Here is a 17,318-nt window from a genome sequence, read left to right as displayed (position 1 = left end):
CGCAAGAGCATGGATCCGCTCGCACCGCTGGAGGCGCGCGTCGGCCACGCCTTCGCGAATCGCGACCTCCTCGTCGAGGCGCTCACGCACATGAGCGCCTCCAAGGAGGGCAAGGGCGCGCACTACCAGCGGCTCGAGTTCCTCGGCGACCGGGCGCTCGGCATCGTCGTCGCCTCGCTCCTGTTCGAGACCTACCCCGAGGCGAACGAGGGCGAGCTCTCGAAGCGCTTCTCCGAGATCGTGCGCAAGGAGACCTGCGCCGAGGTCGCCCAGGGCTGGGACGTCGCGCCGCACATCGTCTTCGGTCACGGCATCGGCCGCACCGCGGCGCGGGCGAACCGCTCGATCCTGGGCGACGTCTGCGAGGCCATCATCGGGGCGGTCTACGTCGACGGCGGCCACGAGGCGGCGCGGCGCGTGGTGGAGGCCGGCTTCGGCGACATGATCCGCGCGACGCGCGCCGTCCCGCGCGACCCCAAGACCGTGCTGCAGGAACATCTCCAGGGCCGCGGGGAGGCGCCGCCGCGCTACGCGCTCCTCGACCGGACGGGGCCCGAGCACGCGCCGCTGTTCAAGGTCGGCGTCGTGATCGCGGGAATGGAGACGATCGCGGGGGAGGGGCCGAGCAAGCGCGCGGCCGAACAGGACGGCGCGCGGGCCGTTCTGGTGCATCTGGGCTTGTGGAAGGACGCCGATGGCGGAGCATGAGGACGAGACCCCCGCAGGTGCGGGCGAGGAGACGGGCGAGGTGGGCGCGGGGCCGACGACGGCGGGCTTCGTCGCGCTGATCGGCGCGCCCAACGCCGGCAAGTCGACGCTGCTCAACCAGCTCGTCGGCACCAAGGTGTCGATCGTCTCGCGCAAGGTGCAGACGACGCGTGCGCTGGTGCGCGGCATCGCCATCCAGGGCCGCGCGCAGATCGTCTTCGTCGACACGCCGGGCATCTTCAAGCCCAAGCGCCGGCTCGACCGGGCGATGGTCACCTCGGCCTGGGGCGGCGCCGCGGACGCGGACGCCGTGTGCCTGCTCGTCGACGCGCGCAAGGGCATCGACGACGAGGTCGAGGCCATCGTCGCGAAGCTCGCCGAGGTGCGCCGGCCGAAGATCCTCGTCCTCAACAAGATCGACGTGATCGAGCGCACGAAGCTGCTCGCCCTCGCCGCCGCGCTCAACGAGAAGGCCTCCTTCGACCACACCTTCATGATCTCGGCGCTCAAGGGCGACGGCGTCGAGCGGCTGATGGAGACGCTGGCCGGCATGATGCCGGAGGGCCCCTGGCTCTACCCGGAGGACCAGATCTCGGACGCGCCGCTGCGCATGCTCGCCGCCGAGATCACCCGCGAGAAGATCTACGAGCGCCTCCACGAGGAGCTGCCCTACGAGAGCCACGTCGAGACCGAGAGCTGGGAGGCGCGCCCGGACGGCTCGGCTCGCGTCGAGCAGACGATCTACGTGGCCCGCGAGAGCCAGCGCAAGATCGTGCTCGGCGAGGGCGGGCGCACCATCAAGGCCATCGGCCAGTCGGCGCGCAAGGACATCGCCGAGGCCGCCGAGCACCCGGTCCACCTCTTCCTGTTCGTGAAGGTGCGCGAGCGCTGGGTCGACGATCCGGAGCGCTACCGGGCGATGGGGCTCGAGTTTCCGAAGGGGTGAGAGGCGCCCGGCCATGGAATGGAGCGACGACGGCATCGTTCTCGGCGCCCGCTCCCATGGCGAGAGCGGCGCGATCCTCGAGCTGCTGACCAAGGCGCACGGCCGCCATCTCGGCTATCTCCACGGCGGGCGCTCGAAGCGGCTCGCGGCCGTGATCCAGCCGGGCAACACCGTCGCGGCGAGCTGGCGCGCGCGGATCGACGAGCAGATGGGGACCTACACGGTCGAGCCGCTGGTCGCGCGCTCCGGCGCGCTGATGGGCTCGCGCCTCGCGCTCTACGGCCTGGGCACGATGGCGGCGCTGCTGCGGGCGCTGCCGGAGCGCGACCCGCATCCGGCGCTCTACGCGGCCGCGGAGGCGCTCGTGTCTCATCTCGACGACCCGGAGATCGCGCCGCGCCTGTTCGTCGCCTTCGAGCTCGCGCTCCTCGCGGAGCTCGGCTTCGGCCTCGATCTCGCCCGCTGCGCGGCGACCGGCGCGCAGGAGGGGCTCGTCTACGTCTCGCCGAAGACCGGGCGCGCCGTCTCGCGCGAGGCGGGGGCGCCCTATGCGGAGCGGCTCCTGCCGCTGCCGGCCTTCCTGTCGAGCCGGGAGACGGACGCGGACCCGCCGCCGCGGGAGCTCGCACAGGGCTTCGCCCTGACCGGCCATTTCCTGGAACGCTACGTCTTCGCGCCGCGCGACCTCGCCCTCCCGCCCGAGCGCGCCCGCTTCGTCGCGCTTCTCGCCCGGGAGGACTGACGCTCCGGCTCAGAAGAAGTAGACGAAGATCAGGATCACCGCGACGACGAACACCACGGTCGAGATCACGCCGAGCTTGCCCATGTAGCGGGCCTGGGCGTTCTCGTCCGGGTTCGGGTCGACGTTCTCGATCTCGCCCGGCGGCAGGCGGCGCGGAGGGCCCCCGGTGCGGCGGCGCTTCCAGGTCTGGTAGGCGCCGAAGGCGATCGCGAGCCCCAGCAGGATGGGCATCACGATGATGGTCAAAGACCAGATGAGACCCTGTGCACCGTCGACTTCCACGCCGTGTCCTCCTATTGACGCTACGCTCGCGAGGTCAACCGGACGCGGGCGGCGACGGTTCCGGCCGGGAACGAGGGCGACATGCAGGTGATCATCTTCGAGGTCTGGCCGAACGAGGGGAAGCGCGCCGACTACATGGCCATGGCCGCCGAGCTGCGGGGCCTGCTCGAGACCATCCCCGGCTTCGTCTCGGTCGAGCGCTTCGAGAGCCTGACCGAGCCCGGCAAGCTGCTCTCGCTCTCGTTCTGGGAGGACGAGGACGCCATCGCGGCCTGGCGCGAGACCCGCGCCCACCGCGTCGCCCAGGCGCTCGGTCGCGCCGAGATGTTCGCCGACTATCGGCTGCGCGTCGCGGCGGTGTCGCGCGATTACGGCATGACCGATCGCGCCCAGGCGCCGCAGGACAGCCGCGCCGCGCACGGGTGAGGCGTGCCGCCCTCAATACGAGCGCGGCAGCCCCAGAACGTGCTCGGCGAGATGGGCGAGGATCAGGTTCGTCGAGATCGGCGCGACCTGGTAGAGCCGCGTCTCGCGGAACTTGCGCTCGACGTCGTATTCCGCCGCGAAGCCGAAGCCGCCATGGGTCTGGACGCAGACGTTGGCGGCCTCGAAGGAGGCGTCGGCGGCGAGCATCTTGGCCATGTTCGCCTCCGCCCCGCAGGCCTCGCCGGCCTCGTAGAGCCGCGCCGCCTCGCGTACCATCAGCTCCGCCGCGCGCATCTGCGCATAGGCCTTGGCGATGGGGAACTGGACGCCCTGGTTCTGGCCGATGGGGCGGCCGAAGACCACGCGCTCCCTGGCGTAGGCGCCCGCCCTGTCGATGAACCACTTGGCGTCGCCGACGCATTCGGCGGCGATGAGGATGCGCTCGGCGTTCATCCCCGAGAGGATGTAGCGGAAGCCACGGCCCTCCTCGCCGATCAGGTTCTCGGCCGGCACCCGCAGGTCGTCGAAGAAGATCTCCGTCGTCGCGTGGTTCATCATCGTGCGGATCGGCCTGAGCGTGAGCCCGTTCCCCAGCGCCGCGCGCATGTCGACGAGGAAGACCGAGAGCCCGTCCGTCCGCTTGGCGCAGGCCTCGCGCGGCGTGGTGCGGGCGAGAAGGATCATCAGGTCGGAATGGGCGGCCCGGCTCGTCCAGATCTTCTGCCCGTTGACGACGTAATGGTCGCCCTCGCGCCGCGCCGTGGTGCGCAGGGCCGTCGTGTCGGTGCCCGACGTCGGCTCGGTGACGCCGAAGGCCTGGAGCCGCAGGCGGCCCGCGGCGATGTCGGGCAGGAAGCGCGCCTTCTGCGCGTCCGAGCCGTGGCGCAGCAGCGTGCCCATGACGTACATCTGCGCGTGGCAGGCGGCGCCGTTGCCGCCGGAGCGCTGGATCTCCTCGAGGATCGCCGCCGCTGCCGAGAGCGGCAGCCCGGCGCCGCCGTACTCCTCGGGGATCAGCGCGGCGAGATAGCCGGCTTCGGTCAGCGCCTCGACGAAGGCGGTGGGATAGGCGCCCTCGCGGTCGAGCGCGCGCCAATAGGCGTCCGGAAACGCCTCGCAGAGCTTCGCCACCGCCTCCCGGATCTCGCGATGGTCCTCGGTCGTCGTCCGCATCCGCGCCTCCGTGTCGAACACACCAGATCTAGCTAACCGGCGCGGCGCCGTCTGGCCAGAAGGCGGTGAGGCCACCTCGGATTCGCATTCGGCGCGTGGGTGACGCGGCCCGGCGCGCACCGGCGGCGGCGCGCAACTCGTTCGTCTGCAAAGGATTGGGGCGACGAACTACGTCTTTTCGCATGATTCGCGCGTGGTACGCTCGCCTCGATCATGGGGGCACGCCATGAATATGCAGTTGCACGATAGTCTGCGCCCCGGCTCTTGGGGACAGGTCTTCAATCTCTTCCGCCGCCGGGGATCGGACCTCGTCTGCGCGGTGCCGCTCGACCGGGCGATTCCTCCTTTCGTCGACGACGAATGGGAATATCTGTGCGAGGCGGACGCCGCTTCGTCGCTGCCCGGATTCGACTACGGCAGCGTCGCCGGCCGAGCGCGCCGGCATGGCTTTTCCTTCTTCCGCACGGGTCCGCGCGCCGCCTGAGCGCCGTGCTCCGCCTTGCCGCGAACCGTCTTCGGGTCTTGCGAAAACAATCCGGGCCCCCGGCGAAATACCTTGGTATTTCCACGCATTAGCCGAATGTCCTGGTTACGGCGCCGTTCGACTCGGTCATAGAGTGTCGCACGCTCGGTTCCGCACAGGCGGAACGGGGCAGCCGCGTCGCGCCGGGGAGGGTGCGAGACGGGACGCCTGGCATGCGCATCATCGCGTAGGCCGTGGCTCCGGTTCCGGAAAGGGGACGCGGCGGGGGAACCGCAAAACTCAGGTGGGCGCACATGATGAGCCAAAACGACCGCGATCAGAAATACTGGAAGGCGAATCTCAGCCTCGTCCGCAACTGCCTCATCGTCTGGGCGGTCGTGGCGTTCGGCTTCGCCATCATCCTGCGGCCGCTCCTGTCCGGCATCCAGTTCGGAGGCACGGACCTGGGCTTCTGGTTCGCGCAGCAGGGGTCGATCATCGTCTTCCTGGCGCTGATCTTCTTCTACGCATGGCGAATGAACAAGCTCGATCGCGACTTCGGCGTCGAGGAGTGAGGCGGCAATGGAAACGCAAACCCTCATCTACATCGTCGTCGGCGCGACCTTCGCGCTCTATATCGGCATCGCCATCTGGGCGCGCGCCGGCTCGACCGGCGAGTTCTACGCCGCCGGCCGCGGCATCCACCCGGTCACCAACGGCATGGCGACCGCCGCCGACTGGATGTCGGCCGCCTCCTTCATCTCGATGGCGGGCCTGATCGCCTTCACCGGATACGGCAACTCGTCCTTCCTCATGGGCTGGACGGGCGGCTACGTGCTCCTCGCCATGCTGCTCGCGCCCTACCTGCGCAAGTTCGGCAAGTTCACTGTGCCCGAGTTCATCGGCGACCGGTTCTATTCGCAGACGGCGCGGCTCGTGGGCGTCATCTGCCTGATCATCATCTCGGTGACCTACGTCATCGGGCAGATGACGGGCGTCGGCGTCACCTTCGCCCGCTTCCTGCAGGTCGACACCTCCACGGGCCTGTTCATCGGCTCGGCCGTGGTGTTCGTCTACGCGGTGCTCGGCGGCATGAAGGGCATCACCTACACGCAGGTGGCGCAGTACGTCGTGCTGATCACGGCCTACACGATCCCGGCGATCTTCATCTCGCTCAACCTCACCGGCAACCCGGTGCCCCCGCTCGGCCTGTTCTCCGAGCACACCGCCTCGGGCATGCCGCTGCTGCAGCGTCTCGACGCGGTGATCACCGACCTCGGCTTCGCCCAGTACACCGCGCTGAACACGTCCATGTTCAACATGGTGCTGTTCACGCTGGCGCTGATGATCGGCACCGCCGGCCTGCCGCACGTCATCATCCGCTTCTTCACCGTGCCGAAGGTGGCCGACGCCCGCTGGTCCGCCGGCTGGGCGCTGGTCTTCATCGCCATCCTCTACTTCACGGCTCCGTCCGTCGGCGCCATGGCCCGCCTCAACATCGTCGACACGATCCAGACCGGCGAGGTCGGCGCGCCCGAGGGCAACCTCGCCTACGAGAACCGTCCGGACTGGTTCCAGACCTGGGAGACCACGGGCCTGATCACCTTCACGGACAAGAACGACGACGGCCGGATCCAGTACTACAACGACCGGAACGAGGCCTTCGCCGCTCAGGCGCAGGAATGGGGCTGGGCCGGTAACGAGCTCCAGGTGAACCCGGACATCTTGGTTCTCGCCAACCCGGAGATCGCCAACCTGCCGCCGTGGGTCATCGCCCTCGTCGCGGCCGGCGGCCTCGCGGCGGCGCTCTCGACGGCGGCGGGCCTCCTGCTCGCGATCTCGTCGGCGATCTCGCACGACGTGCTCAAGAGCGCGGTGATGCCCTCGATCTCGGAGAAGGGCGAGCTTCTGGCGGCCCGCCTCGCCATGGTCGGCGCCATCGCGCTCGCCACCTATCTCGGGCTCAATCCGCCCGGGTTCGCGGCACAGACCGTGGCGCTGGCCTTCGGCCTCGCGGCGTCCTCGATCTTCCCGGTGCTGATGATGGGCATCTTCTCGAAGCGCATCAACAATGTCGGCGCGATCGCGGGCATGCTCACGGGCATCCTCACGACCTGCGTCTACATCTTCGTCTACAAGGGCTGGTTCTTCATTCCGGGGACCAACCAGCTGCCCGACACCGCCGAGTTCTGGCTCCTGGGCATCTCGCCGGCGTCCTTCGGCGTGATCGGCGCGCTCCTCAACTTCGGCGTGGCCTACGCCGTCTCCAAGGCGACGTCCGCGCCGCCGAAGGAGATCCAGGAGCTGGTCGAGAGCGTCCGCATCCCGCGCGGCGCGGGCGGCGCGGTCGCCCACTGAGCGCCACCCGCGTCGACCCCGGCGTCCGCACGGACCCGAAGTCGACGCGGTCGAGCCACGTGCTCGATAATCCAGCGGAGCCCGCCCCGTGGCGGGCTCCGCATCCCGTTTCGCCGGGGGCGAAACCTCGAGACCCGAGATCTCCATGACGCAGCCCGCGTCCCGCCCCGCAGAGGCCTTGCCCGACGCCGCGCTCGAGCGTGCGCGCGCCTTCCTCGCCCGGCACCACCCGTTCGATCTCCTCGACCGCGAGGCGCTCGCCGCCTTCGTCGCCGCGGGCGCGGTGCGCGAGCACGCCGAGGGCGCCGTGCTCCTGCGCCACGGCATGCCGGCCGCGCGCGTCGAGATCGTGCTCTCCGGCGCGATCGACGCCTTTTCCGGCGAGGGCGAGCGCGTCACCCGCTACGCCCCGGGCGAGGCCGTCGGCGCCCGCGCGGTCCTGCGCGACAAGCCCTCTTCCGTGCGCGCCGTCGCCATCGAGCCGACCCGCACGCTGTCCGTTCCCCGCGCCGATTTTTTCGGGCTGCTCGCCGCGAACCCGGCCGTGGACGCCTTCTACGACCGGCTGCGCGCCGCCGCCGCCCGGCGCGCCGCGCCGCGCGAGAGCGGGGTCGAGATCGGCCTCGCCGCGCCCCTCTCCGACGTCATGACGCCGAACCCGATCGCGGTCTCGCCGGACACGCCGGTGCGGGAGGCGGCGGCGCTGATGGCGGAGCGGTCGATCTCCTGCGTCCTGGTGGAGGACGGGGAGGGCCGCCTCGTCGGCCTCCTCACCACCGGCGACCTGACGGGCCGCATCGTCGCCCGCGGCCGCGGCGCGGACACCCCCGTCTCCGACGCGATGACCCCCGCGCCCGAGACGCTCGCGCCCGACGCGCTCGTCTACGACGCCATGGTGCTGATGTCCGAGCGCGGCTTCGGCCACCTGCCGATCGCCCGCGAGGGCAGGGCGGCGGGCGTTCTCACGCGCACCAACCTGGTGCGCCGGCAGACCGTCTCGGCGATGTACCTCCTCGCCGACATCGCCAAGGCGCGCGACGTCGCGGGCCTGACCGGCGTCGTCGCCAAGCTGCCGGAGCTGCTCGTCCAGCTCGTCGGCTCCGGCATGCCGGCGCATCGCGTCGGCCACGCGATCACGGGCGTCGCCGACGCGGTGACCCGCCAGCTCCTGAAGCTCGGCGAGGAGCGGCTCGGGCCCGCGCCCACGCCCTGGCTCTGGCTCGCCTGCGGCAGCCAGGGCCGGCGCGAGCAGACCGGCGTGTCCGACCAGGACAATTGCCTCATCCTCGACGATTCCTACGAGGAGGCGCGCCACGGCGCCTATTTCGCCGATCTCGCCCGCTTCGTCTCGGACGGGCTGGACGCCTGCGGCTATTACTTCTGCCCCGGCGACATGATGGCGACGAACTCGAAATGGCGTCAGCCCGCGCGGGTCTGGCGCTCCTATTTCGCCGGCTGGATCGCCCGCCCGGACCCGATGGCGCAGATGCTGTCCTCCGTCATGTTCGACCTGCGCCCGATCGCGGGCGAGGCGCGGCTCCACGAGGGGCTGCAGGCCGAGACGCTCGCCGCCGCGCGCAAGAACAGCATCTTCCGCGCCCACATGATCGCGAACTCGCTCAAGCACACGCCGCCGCTCTCGATCTTCCGGGGCTTCGCGCTGATCCGCTCGGGCGAGCACAAGGACGCGGTCGATCTCAAGCATTCGGGCGTGGTGCCCATCGTCGATCTCGCGCGCGTCTACGCGCTGGACGGCGCCATTCCCGCCGTGAACACGCGCGAGCGCATCCTCGCCGCCCGCGAGGCCGGCACGCTCTCGGAGAGCGGCGCGGCCGACCTCGTCGACGCCTACGACCTCATCGCCGAGACTCGGCTCGCCCATCAGGCGACGCAGGTGCGCGCGGGGGCGAAGCCGGACAACTTCCTCAAGCCGTCGAGCCTCTCGGCGCTGCAACGCAACCATCTCAAGGACGCCTTCGGCGTCGTGAAGGGCCTCCAGGCCGCGCTCGCCCACGGGCGGGCGGCGGGCTGAGCCGGCTCAGCAACGGGTAGACGCGTCCATGTGGTTCAACCTGATCGCCGTTCTGGTTCTGGGCGTCGCCGTGGCGGGCGTGACGATGCTCGTCTTCCGGGCGTTCGGCCGCAGGCCGCCGCGCTGGCTCCTGCCGATCGCGGCCGGCGTCGCGATGATGAGCTATACGCTCTACAACGACTATTCCTGGTTCGGGCGCACCGCCGGCGCCCTGCCCGACAGCGTGCGCGTGGCGCAGAGCTACGGCCAGCCGAGCCCGCTCCAGCCCTGGACCTATCTCGTCGCGCCGGTGAACCGCTTCGTCGCCGTGGGGCGGGTGGTGCCGAACCCGGACGAGCCGGACTACCGGCTCGCGGAGATCTTCGTGCTGCAGCGCTACATGCCGACCGCGACGGTTACGGCGGTCTTCGACTGCGCCGGCGGTCGGAGGGCGGACGCCGTCGACATCGAGGGCTTCGACGAGGCGGGCGAGCCGATCGGCGGGCCCTGGCAGCCGCTCGGGCCCGACGATCCGCTTCACGCGGTGGTGTGCGACGGCGCGCGGACCGCGACGTCGTGAGAGACGGGGCGGTGCGCGGAGCCAACCGCGCCCGTCCATCACAATGCGCCCTGGGGAGGGCCGAGGAGGTACGGTGGCGGGACGCGTGCTCGTCGCCGACGACGAGGAGCCGTTCCGCGCCGCCCTGGCGCGCCTCCTCGCCGCGGCGGGATACGAGGTCGAGACGGCGCAGGACGGCGAGGCCGCCCTCGCGGCCTTGCGCGCGGGGCGGCCCCGCGCCGCGGTGCTCGACGCCATGCTCGCGGGCCGCGACGGCTACGACCTGTGCCGCGCCGCCCGCTCCGATCCCGCCCTCGCGGGGATGCGCATCGTGCTCACCAGCCCCCGCGGGCGTTCCATCGACAGGGAGAAGGCCCGCGCGCTCGGCGCCGACGCCATGCTGACGAAGCCCTTCGGCTTCGCCGACCTCGAGGCCGCGCTGGCGGGGGAGGGGGGGCGATGAGGGGCGCGACGGGAGTTCTCCTTCCCTGTAGGGGAAGGTGGCGCGCCGCCGCAGGCGGCGTGACGGATGGGGCGCGGCGCGAAGCGACGCGTTCCGCGAAGCGGAAGCCCCGGCAGCGGCCTGTCTCCGCCGTCGACTTCGGCTTCGCCGAACGCGCCTGCGGCGCGCCCCATCCGTCTCGGCTTCGCCGAGCCACCTTCCCCTACAGGGAAGGAAAAGAGACGCGCCGGCGAGCACCATCGCGAACGTCCCTCACGGGGAGGCGCGCATGAATCCCGCCCGCTGGTCCCTGCGCACCCGTATCTTCCTGTTCTTCGCGCTGATCGCCCTCGGCGCCGCGGTCGGCATCGTGGGAGCCTTGGTCTACGTCTTCCGCGCCGCCGATCTCGCCTCGGCCGCGCCGGTGACGCTCGCGGGGCTGATCGCGGTGGGCGTCACCTTCGGGCTCACGGCCTGGGTCTGGCTCAAGTTCGACGAGAACGTCGCCCAGCCCCTCGTCGCCATCGCCGCGGACGTGCGCGCCGCCGTCCACGCCCGCGCCGCGCGCAAGCCGCCCTCCGTCGAGAAGGGCCGCTATCTCGGCCTCCTCGCGCCCGCCATCGCCGAGTTCACGCAGGCGCTGGACGAGGCGCGCGAGGAGGTCGACGCCGCCGTCGCCGCCGCCACGGCCGAGGCCGAGCGCGAGCGGCGCAATCTCGAGATCGTGCTCCGCGACCTGCGCCAGGGCGTCGTCATCTGCACGCTCGCCCACAAGGTGACGCTCTACAACCGCCGCGCCCTCGAGATCCTCGGCGCCTCCGGCGAGATCGGCCTCGACCGGCCGCTGACGGAGGTCCTGTCCGGGCGCGTCCTCGCCCATACGCTGGAGCGGCTCCAGGACCGGTTCCGCACCGGGCGCCACCGCATCCACCGCGACGGTCTCACCACCACGATCGTCGGCGCCACCGCCAAGGAGAACGCGCGCATCGTCGGGCGCATGTCGCTGATGCTCGACGCGGACGGCGCGCACCCCACCGGCTACGTCCTCTCCTTCGAGAACGTGACGAACGAGCTCGCCGCCGGCGTCTGGCGCGACCGGCTGCTGCAGGACGGCATCCGCGACATGCGCGAGCGGGTGGCGGCTCTGGCGCTCGCCGGCGATCTCCTCGCCCGCGGCGGCGACGCGCCGGCGGCGCAGGACGTGGCCCTCGCCCGCGACCTCCTCGCCCGCGAGCCGGCCGAGCTCGGCGATCGCCTCGACCGGCTGGAGGAGGCGGCCTCCGACCTCGTCTCCTCCGCCTGGCCGATGGCGACGACGCATTCGCCGACCCTGTTCCAGCTGATCAAGGTGCGCCGCTCGGAGGGGCGCGACCTCGCCTTCGAGAGCGCGGGCGAGCCCGCCTGGCTGCGCTGCGATTCCGCCTCGATCACCGCGCTCGTCGAGCACCTGGTCAACCGCATCGCGGTCCATGCCGGCACGCGGGCCTTCCGGCTCTCGGCCGTCGCGGAGAACGGCCGCGTGCGCCTCCTCGCCTCCTGGGAGGGGGAGGCGCCGTCTCCGGCGACGGTCGAGGACTGGCTCGACGAGCGGCTCGAGGACGGCGCCGGCGCCGTCACCGGCCACGACGTCCTCGCCCGCCACCGCACGGACCTGTGGTGCGTGCCCGATCCGGAGACGCCCGGCCGCGCCCGCCTCGAGCTGCCGCTCGCCGCGGCGCGCGACGAGGACCTCCCCATCGCCAAGGCGCCGACGCCGGTGCCGGAGCGCGCCGAGTTCTACGATTTCGGCCTTCTGAGCGGCCTCGCGCCGACCCCCCTCGACGAGCGGCCGCTGCGGGGGCTCACCTTCGTCGTGTTCGACACCGAGACGACGGGCCTGGAGCCGGCCCGCGACGCGCTCTGCTCGATCGCGGGCGTGCGGGTCGTCAACAACCGGGTGATCTCCGGGGAGATCTTCGACGTGCTGGTCGATCCCGGCCGCCCGATCCCCGCGGTCGCGAGCCGGGTACACGGCATCACCGACGCCATGGTGGCGGGGGCCGAGCCGCCGAGCGTCGTCGTCGCGCGCTTCCGCGCCTTCCTCGACGACGGCGTGCTCGTCGCCCACAACGCCGCCTTCGACCTGTCCTTCCTGCGTCGCGAGGAGGACGCCGCCGGCATCGCCTTCGACGCGCCCGTGCTCGACACGGTCCTGCTCGGCGCGCATCTCTTCGGCACGAGCGAGAGCCTCACCCTCGACACGCTGGCCGAGCGCTTCGGCGTGACCATCCCCCCGGAGGCGCGCCACACCGCGCTCGGCGACGCGCGCGCCACCGCGCAGGTGCTGCTCGGCATGATCCCGCTGCTCGAGGCCGACGGCGTGCGCACCCTGCGCGACGCGATCGCGGCGTCCGACAAGCAGGCGCGCCTGCGCCGGCGCATGGCCGCGCAGGCCTGATCACGCCGCAGTTCATGCGGCTACGATTCCGACGGATGAACAATCGGATGGTGGTGCTTCCGCACCGCGAATCAGCCTGCTATATCTAGCGTCGAGCACGCTCGATCATTTCCACCGAAGAATGAATGACGCTCATGGCCGCAGACGATGATTTTCAACGCCTCATTTCAATCCTTAGGGAAGAGGGCTACGGCGCAATTGCCGGTGAGGTGCTGCAAGAAATTGAGTCCGGACGTGAAATCAAGATTCAACTGGAAGATGGCACGACATTGGTTAGGCGAGAAAAGATTGCCGACGGAGAAAAATTGCACGAAGCGCTGCATATGCTGCGTGTTCTGTTAGTGGAACCCGTCCTGAAGTTTGCCGCCGCAGAGCGTGTTGCGAGCAATCTTTGTGATGCCACGACGGAGATAGCATTTGTAGATGTCGAAGGAAAGGCATCGCGTTTTGATAAAAAACAAGTGGAGTTAGCCTATAAGCTGAAATTTATTTTGAATGAATTGGCTCGCGGTACATAAGTGGACAAGGATTGCACAATGCCTATTAAACCTTCCGTCGAACAGAGTCTCCGCCAGATCCTGAAGCTTTTCCGAGCTGCTCACTCGTCTGCGGTTTTGCCCTCGGGTTCGGGTAAAGTACTCGAAGCATGGGTTTTGATGAGGCTGGCCCATTCGGTTAATGCGTACCCCGGGTGGTCCGCAAGCCTATGTCGGGGGGATGGTTCGCCTCTACCCGCAGGTGGGACATTTCGCCTTCCAGCGGGTCGCGTACTGTGTCTTCTGCAAAAATCCGATGCTAAGATCGGCGGTCATGGCACGCTGGTGATGTCTGAAGTCACCGACCCCTGGAGGGTGCATGCCATGACCGGAGAGAAGGGTAAGTCCGTCACGTTGGATGTCCAGGCGCTGCTGTCGCGGGACGAGGATTATCTGCCGCGGATGGTTCAAGCGATCGTGGAGGCGACGCTGGAGGCGGAGATGACGGCGGTGCTGAACGCGGAGAAGAGCGAGCGGACGGAGGGGCGCCGGGGCTACCGTGCGGGCTACTACACGCGCTCGCTGGTGACGCGGGTCGGGACGCTGGAGCTGCGGGTGCCGCAGGATCGGCACGGGCTGTTCTCGACGCAGCTGTTCGAGCGCTACCAGCGCTCGGAGAAGGCGCTGGTGGGCGCGCTGGCGCAGATGTACGTGCAGGGGGTCTCGACGCGCAAGGTCAAGGCGATCACCGAGGAGCTGTGCGGACACTCCTTCTCGGCCTCGGCGATCAGCGCGATCAACAAGCGTATGGACGCGGAGCTGGAGGCGTTCGCGCGCCGGCCGCTGACGGAGGCCTATCCCTACCTGATCCTGGACGCGCGCTACGAGAAGGTCCGCGAGATCGGGATCCAGAGCCGGGCCGTGCTGGTCGCGATCGGGATCGACGGGGAGGGGCGGCGCAACGTGCTGGGCGTCGAGCTCGCCAACCGGGAGAGCCGCTCGAGCTGGCGGGACTTCCTGCTCGGGCTGAAGGCGCGGGGGCTGTCGGGCGTGGAGTTCGTGGTCTCGGACGATCACGAGGGGCTCAAGCGCGCGGTGACGGAGACGCTCACCGACGCGGCCTGGCAACGCTGCTACGTGCACTTCCTGCGTAACGCTCTCGACCACGTGCCGCGCAAGCACGACGACGACTGCCTGCAGGAGCTGCGCTGGTTCTACGACCGGCGCGACCTCGCCGAGGTCCGCCAGGATCTCGCCCGCTGGCTGAACAAGTGGCAGGACAAGTACCCGAAGCTGACGCAGTGGGTCGAGGACAACGTCGAGGAGACGCTGACCTTCTACCGGCTGCCGCGCCAGCACCATAAGCATCTGAAGTCCACGAACATGCTCGAGCGCTTCAACCAGGAGATCAAGCGCCGCACGACGGTGGTGCGCATCTTCCCCGACGACGCGGCCTGCCTGCGCCTCGTCCGCGCGCTGGCGGTCGAGATCCACGAAAACTGGCTGGAGGGCACGCGCTACCTCAACATGAGCCACCTGGCCGAGCACAAGAAGGAACAGATGCGGCAGCTGGACCGCGCAGAAGCCGCCTAACGGCGGCTGGGGCGGGGCGAGCGCCCTGCTATTGAGGAGCCAGCGCTCGCCCCGCCCCCGAACCCCACCGGCGCGCCAAACCGCCACGCTTTTGCAGAAAACACTGGACGTAACTTTCCAGCGCAGCCCAGCAAAATACAAGCGAGCAACGCTACGGCGCCTGGTTTCGTGCTATTGCGAAATCGCACTAATCCCGCGCTGAGCCTGGAAATGCATGGCAGTCTACAATGGACGGGAAGAAGCGGTGCCCGACATGAGTTTGATGTGTCAGCCGTGCCGCAGACAGTGGCGGTTGCGCTACGGAATGCTGGAGGTGGATCGCCGCGCGGTCTGCCGGTCCTTGGATTGGAGTGCAAGGACAAAACGGGATCCGGCAATCTCGACGAAACACGTCAAAAACTTGCCCGTTTGTTCGACTTGGGTTTAATCACAAAACCTCCAGGCTTCCCAGACGGATGTCGTATCTACGAAGAAAGCACCTACACGGTATGGGGTCGTCATAGCTCCAAGTACGTATCGGCATTCTCAAAGGGACTTGTCGGAATAGTTCGGATCACCGGTTTCCAGTCCGGTGCCCGTCAACTCGGAGCGCACTACAGCATCCGGCAGTTCGAATGGATCTATAGTGATCGATCCTCTTACAGGCGTCTTAGAAACGAATATCGTGCGGTTCTTGACCGGATTCATACCATCTGAGGCTGGTCGCATAGATTTTTCTTTTACGCCGCGTGCGTGAAGTCCTCCGCCTGCGCCTCGAACAGCCGGCGATAGAGCCCGTCCGGCTGCGCCAGCAGCGCCGCGTGGGCGCCCTCCTCGACAATTCGGCCGCGGTCGAAGACCAGGATGCGGTCGAGGCGGCGCACGGTCGAGAGCCGGTGGGCGATGACGATCGCCGTGCGCCCCACCATCAGCCGCTCCATCGCCTCCTGGATCAGCCGCTCCGATTCCGAATCGAGGCTCGACGTCGCCTCGTCGAGGATCAGGATCGGCGCGTTCGCCAGGAAGGCGCGGGCCAGCGCCACTCGCTGGCGCTCGCCGCCCGACAGCTTGACGCCACGCTCGCCGACATGGGTGGCGTAGCCCTTCGGCAGGCGCGCGATGAAGTCGTGCGCGTTGGCGAGACGGGCCGCGGCCTCGATCTCGTCCGGCCGCGCGTCGGGGCGCGCGTAGGCGATGTTCTCGGCGAGCGTGCGGTGAAACAGGATCGGCTCCTGCGGGACGATGGCGATCTGCGCGCGCAACGACGCCTGCGTCGCCGCGGCGACGTCCTGCCCGTCGATGCTCACCCGCCCGTCCTGGACGTCGTGCAGGCGCTGGATCAGCTTGACGAAGCTCGACTTGCCCGAGCCCGAGCGCCCCACGAGGCCGACCCGCTCGCCCGGCGCGATGCGCACGGTGAAGTCCCGGAAGAGCGGCGCGTCGTGGCCCTTGTAGAGGAAGGTCACGTCCTCGAAGGCGATCTCGCCGCGCGTGATCGCGATCGGCCGCGCATCCGGGCGATCGGCGACCGTCACCGGCTCGTCCATGATCGCGACGAGCTCCTCCATCTCGTTCACGGACTGGCGCAAGTTGTTGAGATGCATGCCGACTTCGCGCAGGTATCCGTTCACGACGAGGAAGGCGGTGAGGACGTAGGCGATGTCGCCCGCGCTCGCGGCGCCGCGCGCCCACAGCCAGATGGCGAGGCCGACGATCGCCGCGCGCATGGCGACGAGCACCGAAAGCTGGACGGTCCAGGTGACGGTGTAGCGCCGCCAGGCGCCCTGCGTGCGCAGCCGCCACTTGCCGAGCGCGTGGGAGAGCCGCTCGTCCTCACGCTCCTCGGCGCCGAAGGCCTTCACGACGGCGTTGCAGCCGATGGCGTCGGCCAGGATGCCGCCCATCTTCGTGTCCTGCGCGTTGGCGAGCCGCGCGCGGGGGGCGATGTAGCGGCTCGACAGGAGGGCGACCGCCGTGATGTAGGCGATCGCTCCGGCGAGGACGACGGCGCCCATGACCGGCCAGCGCGCGCCCATCACCACGATCGTGCCGACGAGCACCACGAAGGACGGCAGCAGGGCGACGAGCACCGTGTCGCTGAACGTGTCGATCGCCCAGACGCCGCGGGTGATCTTGCGCACGGTCGAGCCAGCGAAGGTGCTCGCGTGCCAGTCGGACGAGAAGCGCTGGATGCGCGCGAAGCTCTCTCGCGCCACGTCGTTCATGACGAAGACGGTCAGCTTCTCGAGGCCGCGCCACGCCTTGTGGCGCAGGGCGACGGAGACGATCCCGAGCGCCACCATCGCCAAGAGCGCGACCAGCGCCGCCGAGAGCGCGCCCTCGGCCTCCGGCCCGCGCGCGACGGCGTCGACGAGGCGGCCGGCATAGACCGGCACGGCGATCTCGGCCAGGGTCGACAGCGTGATGCCGACGACGATGACGAGCGTCGCCCGCGGCCGCCGACGCCAATGGGAGAGGACGAAGCGGACGATGTCGCGCAGCGGGTCCGCGCGCTCGTGACGGCGAAGGGACATGGATGCGTTCCGGCCGCGAGGGCCGGCTCCCGACGGACGGGCGCACGCGCTCGGCGCTGCGCCGCGTGAGGGCGTCTTCGGTGGCGGGCGGGCCGCCCGCGGCGGCCCGAAGGCGCTCAGCCGCGCGGCCGCTCGGCCGCGAAGGGCGCCGGGACGATGATGCCGCGTTTATCCATGCGACCCTCCCGG

16 protein-coding genes are annotated in these 17,318 nt (G+C 69.7%); 13 read left to right on the top strand and 3 right to left on the bottom strand.

All coding sequences use genetic code 11. The annotated features are described in order from the left end of the window. Window positions 1-9 precede the first annotated feature (9 nt). From rnc to recO, 3 genes are read left to right on the top strand one after another with little or no spacing between them, the layout of a single operon-like run. Window positions 10-708, top strand: coding sequence for a ribonuclease III (gene rnc, locus ABL310_RS12520; protein WP_349367347.1), 699 nt, complete (start codon window positions 10-12; stop codon window positions 706-708). Continuing rightward, a complete protein-coding gene (gene era, locus ABL310_RS12515; RefSeq protein ID WP_349367346.1) occupies window positions 695-1,654 on the top strand; it encodes a GTPase Era in 960 nt (319 codons plus the stop codon). Before rnc ends, era begins: the two co-directional genes overlap by 14 nt. Before the next feature lie 13 nt (window positions 1,655-1,667). Beyond that, entirely contained in the window at window positions 1,668-2,396 is a 729-nt protein-coding gene (gene recO, locus ABL310_RS12510) for a DNA repair protein RecO (RefSeq protein ID WP_349367345.1), read from the top strand. A 9-nt stretch (window positions 2,397-2,405) separates the two neighbouring features. Here the strand turns inward: recO and ABL310_RS12505 are convergent, their stop codons facing one another. Beyond that, on the bottom strand, window positions 2,406-2,678 hold the full coding sequence (locus ABL310_RS12505) for a hypothetical protein (RefSeq protein WP_349367344.1): 273 nt from the start codon (window positions 2,676-2,678) through the stop codon (window positions 2,406-2,408). Window positions 2,679-2,759: 81 nt separating this feature from the next. On the opposite strand from ABL310_RS12505, the gene ABL310_RS12500 reads away from it, so the two are divergent. After that, on the top strand, window positions 2,760-3,104 hold the full coding sequence (locus ABL310_RS12500; RefSeq protein WP_349367343.1) for an antibiotic biosynthesis monooxygenase: 345 nt from the start codon (window positions 2,760-2,762) through the stop codon (window positions 3,102-3,104). Between the two features lie 12 nt (window positions 3,105-3,116). On the opposite strand, the gene ABL310_RS12495 is transcribed toward ABL310_RS12500, so the two are convergent. Next, window positions 3,117-4,277, bottom strand: coding sequence for an acyl-CoA dehydrogenase family protein (locus tag ABL310_RS12495; RefSeq protein WP_349367342.1), 1,161 nt, complete (start codon window positions 4,275-4,277; stop codon window positions 3,117-3,119). 226 nt (window positions 4,278-4,503) lie between these two features. On the opposite strand from ABL310_RS12495, the gene ABL310_RS12490 reads away from it, so the two are divergent. The 9 genes from ABL310_RS12490 to ABL310_RS12450 all read left to right on the top strand — a co-directional run bounded on the left by ABL310_RS12490 (window position 4,504) and on the right by ABL310_RS12450 (window position 14,616). Continuing rightward, a complete protein-coding gene (locus ABL310_RS12490; RefSeq protein WP_349367341.1) occupies window positions 4,504-4,761 on the top strand; it encodes a hypothetical protein in 258 nt (85 codons plus the stop codon). A 296-nt stretch (window positions 4,762-5,057) separates the two neighbouring features. Next, window positions 5,058-5,315, top strand: coding sequence for a DUF4212 domain-containing protein (locus ABL310_RS12485; protein WP_349372051.1), 258 nt, complete (start codon window positions 5,058-5,060; stop codon window positions 5,313-5,315). Between the two features lie 7 nt (window positions 5,316-5,322). Continuing rightward, window positions 5,323-7,098, top strand: a complete 1,776-nt coding sequence (locus tag ABL310_RS12480) for a sodium:solute symporter family protein (RefSeq protein WP_349367340.1) — start codon at window positions 5,323-5,325, stop codon at window positions 7,096-7,098. 145 nt (window positions 7,099-7,243) lie between these two features. Further along, a complete protein-coding gene (locus ABL310_RS12475; protein ID WP_349367339.1) occupies window positions 7,244-9,130 on the top strand; it encodes a putative nucleotidyltransferase substrate binding domain-containing protein in 1,887 nt (628 codons plus the stop codon). Window positions 9,131-9,158: 28 nt separating this feature from the next. Continuing rightward, window positions 9,159-9,689 (top strand): hypothetical protein, encoded by a 531-nt coding sequence (locus tag ABL310_RS12470; protein ID WP_349367338.1) that lies wholly within the window; start codon window positions 9,159-9,161, stop codon window positions 9,687-9,689. A 73-nt stretch (window positions 9,690-9,762) separates the two neighbouring features. Next, window positions 9,763-10,131: a response regulator gene (locus ABL310_RS12465; protein ID WP_349367337.1), complete on the top strand. Its 369-nt coding sequence runs from the start codon at window positions 9,763-9,765 to the stop codon at window positions 10,129-10,131. Between the two features lie 268 nt (window positions 10,132-10,399). Then, window positions 10,400-12,547 (top strand): exonuclease domain-containing protein, encoded by a 2,148-nt coding sequence (locus ABL310_RS12460; protein WP_349367336.1) that lies wholly within the window; start codon window positions 10,400-10,402, stop codon window positions 12,545-12,547. Between the two features lie 125 nt (window positions 12,548-12,672). Next, window positions 12,673-13,065, top strand: a complete 393-nt coding sequence (locus ABL310_RS12455; RefSeq protein WP_349367335.1) for a hypothetical protein — start codon at window positions 12,673-12,675, stop codon at window positions 13,063-13,065. Between the two features lie 342 nt (window positions 13,066-13,407). After that, a complete protein-coding gene (locus ABL310_RS12450) occupies window positions 13,408-14,616 on the top strand; it encodes an IS256 family transposase (protein WP_349367334.1) in 1,209 nt (402 codons plus the stop codon). A 719-nt stretch (window positions 14,617-15,335) separates the two neighbouring features. Here ABL310_RS12450 and ABL310_RS12445 read toward each other — a convergent pair. Beyond that, the gene (locus ABL310_RS12445) at window positions 15,336-17,129 is read right to left on the bottom strand and encodes an ABC transporter ATP-binding protein (RefSeq protein WP_349367333.1); all 1,794 of its coding nucleotides are present in this window, start codon (window positions 17,127-17,129) and stop codon (window positions 15,336-15,338) included. Window positions 17,130-17,318: the final 189 nt, after the last annotated feature.

The organism is Salinarimonas sp. (genome assembly GCF_040111675.1).
Classification (GTDB): Bacteria; Pseudomonadota; Alphaproteobacteria; order Rhizobiales; family Beijerinckiaceae; genus Salinarimonas.
Note: the sequence above shows the minus strand (reverse complement) of the source record. Positions and strands in the feature narration are given on the sequence as shown.

Coding starts and splice junctions, on each gene's coding strand:
- ABL310_RS12500 (WP_349367343.1), top strand. CDS start 2,760: ATGCAGGTGATCATCTTCGAGGTCTGGCCGAACGAGGGGAAGCGCGCC.
- ABL310_RS12475 (WP_349367339.1), top strand. CDS start 7,244: ATGACGCAGCCCGCGTCCCGCCCCGCAGAGGCCTTGCCCGACGCCGCG.
- recO (WP_349367345.1), top strand. CDS start 1,668: ATGGAATGGAGCGACGACGGCATCGTTCTCGGCGCCCGCTCCCATGGC.
- rnc (WP_349367347.1), top strand. CDS start 10: ATGGATCCGCTCGCACCGCTGGAGGCGCGCGTCGGCCACGCCTTCGCG.
- ABL310_RS12445 (WP_349367333.1), bottom strand. CDS start 17,129: ATGTCCCTTCGCCGTCACGAGCGCGCGGACCCGCTGCGCGACATCGTC.
- ABL310_RS12450 (WP_349367334.1), top strand. CDS start 13,408: ATGACCGGAGAGAAGGGTAAGTCCGTCACGTTGGATGTCCAGGCGCTG.
- ABL310_RS12490 (WP_349367341.1), top strand. CDS start 4,504: ATGAATATGCAGTTGCACGATAGTCTGCGCCCCGGCTCTTGGGGACAG.
- ABL310_RS12495 (WP_349367342.1), bottom strand. CDS start 4,277: ATGCGGACGACGACCGAGGACCATCGCGAGATCCGGGAGGCGGTGGCG.
- era (WP_349367346.1), top strand. CDS start 695: ATGGCGGAGCATGAGGACGAGACCCCCGCAGGTGCGGGCGAGGAGACG.
- ABL310_RS12485 (WP_349372051.1), top strand. CDS start 5,058: ATGAGCCAAAACGACCGCGATCAGAAATACTGGAAGGCGAATCTCAGC.
- ABL310_RS12460 (WP_349367336.1), top strand. CDS start 10,400: ATGAATCCCGCCCGCTGGTCCCTGCGCACCCGTATCTTCCTGTTCTTC.
- ABL310_RS12455 (WP_349367335.1), top strand. CDS start 12,673: ATGACGCTCATGGCCGCAGACGATGATTTTCAACGCCTCATTTCAATC.
- ABL310_RS12470 (WP_349367338.1), top strand. CDS start 9,159: ATGTGGTTCAACCTGATCGCCGTTCTGGTTCTGGGCGTCGCCGTGGCG.
- ABL310_RS12480 (WP_349367340.1), top strand. CDS start 5,323: ATGGAAACGCAAACCCTCATCTACATCGTCGTCGGCGCGACCTTCGCG.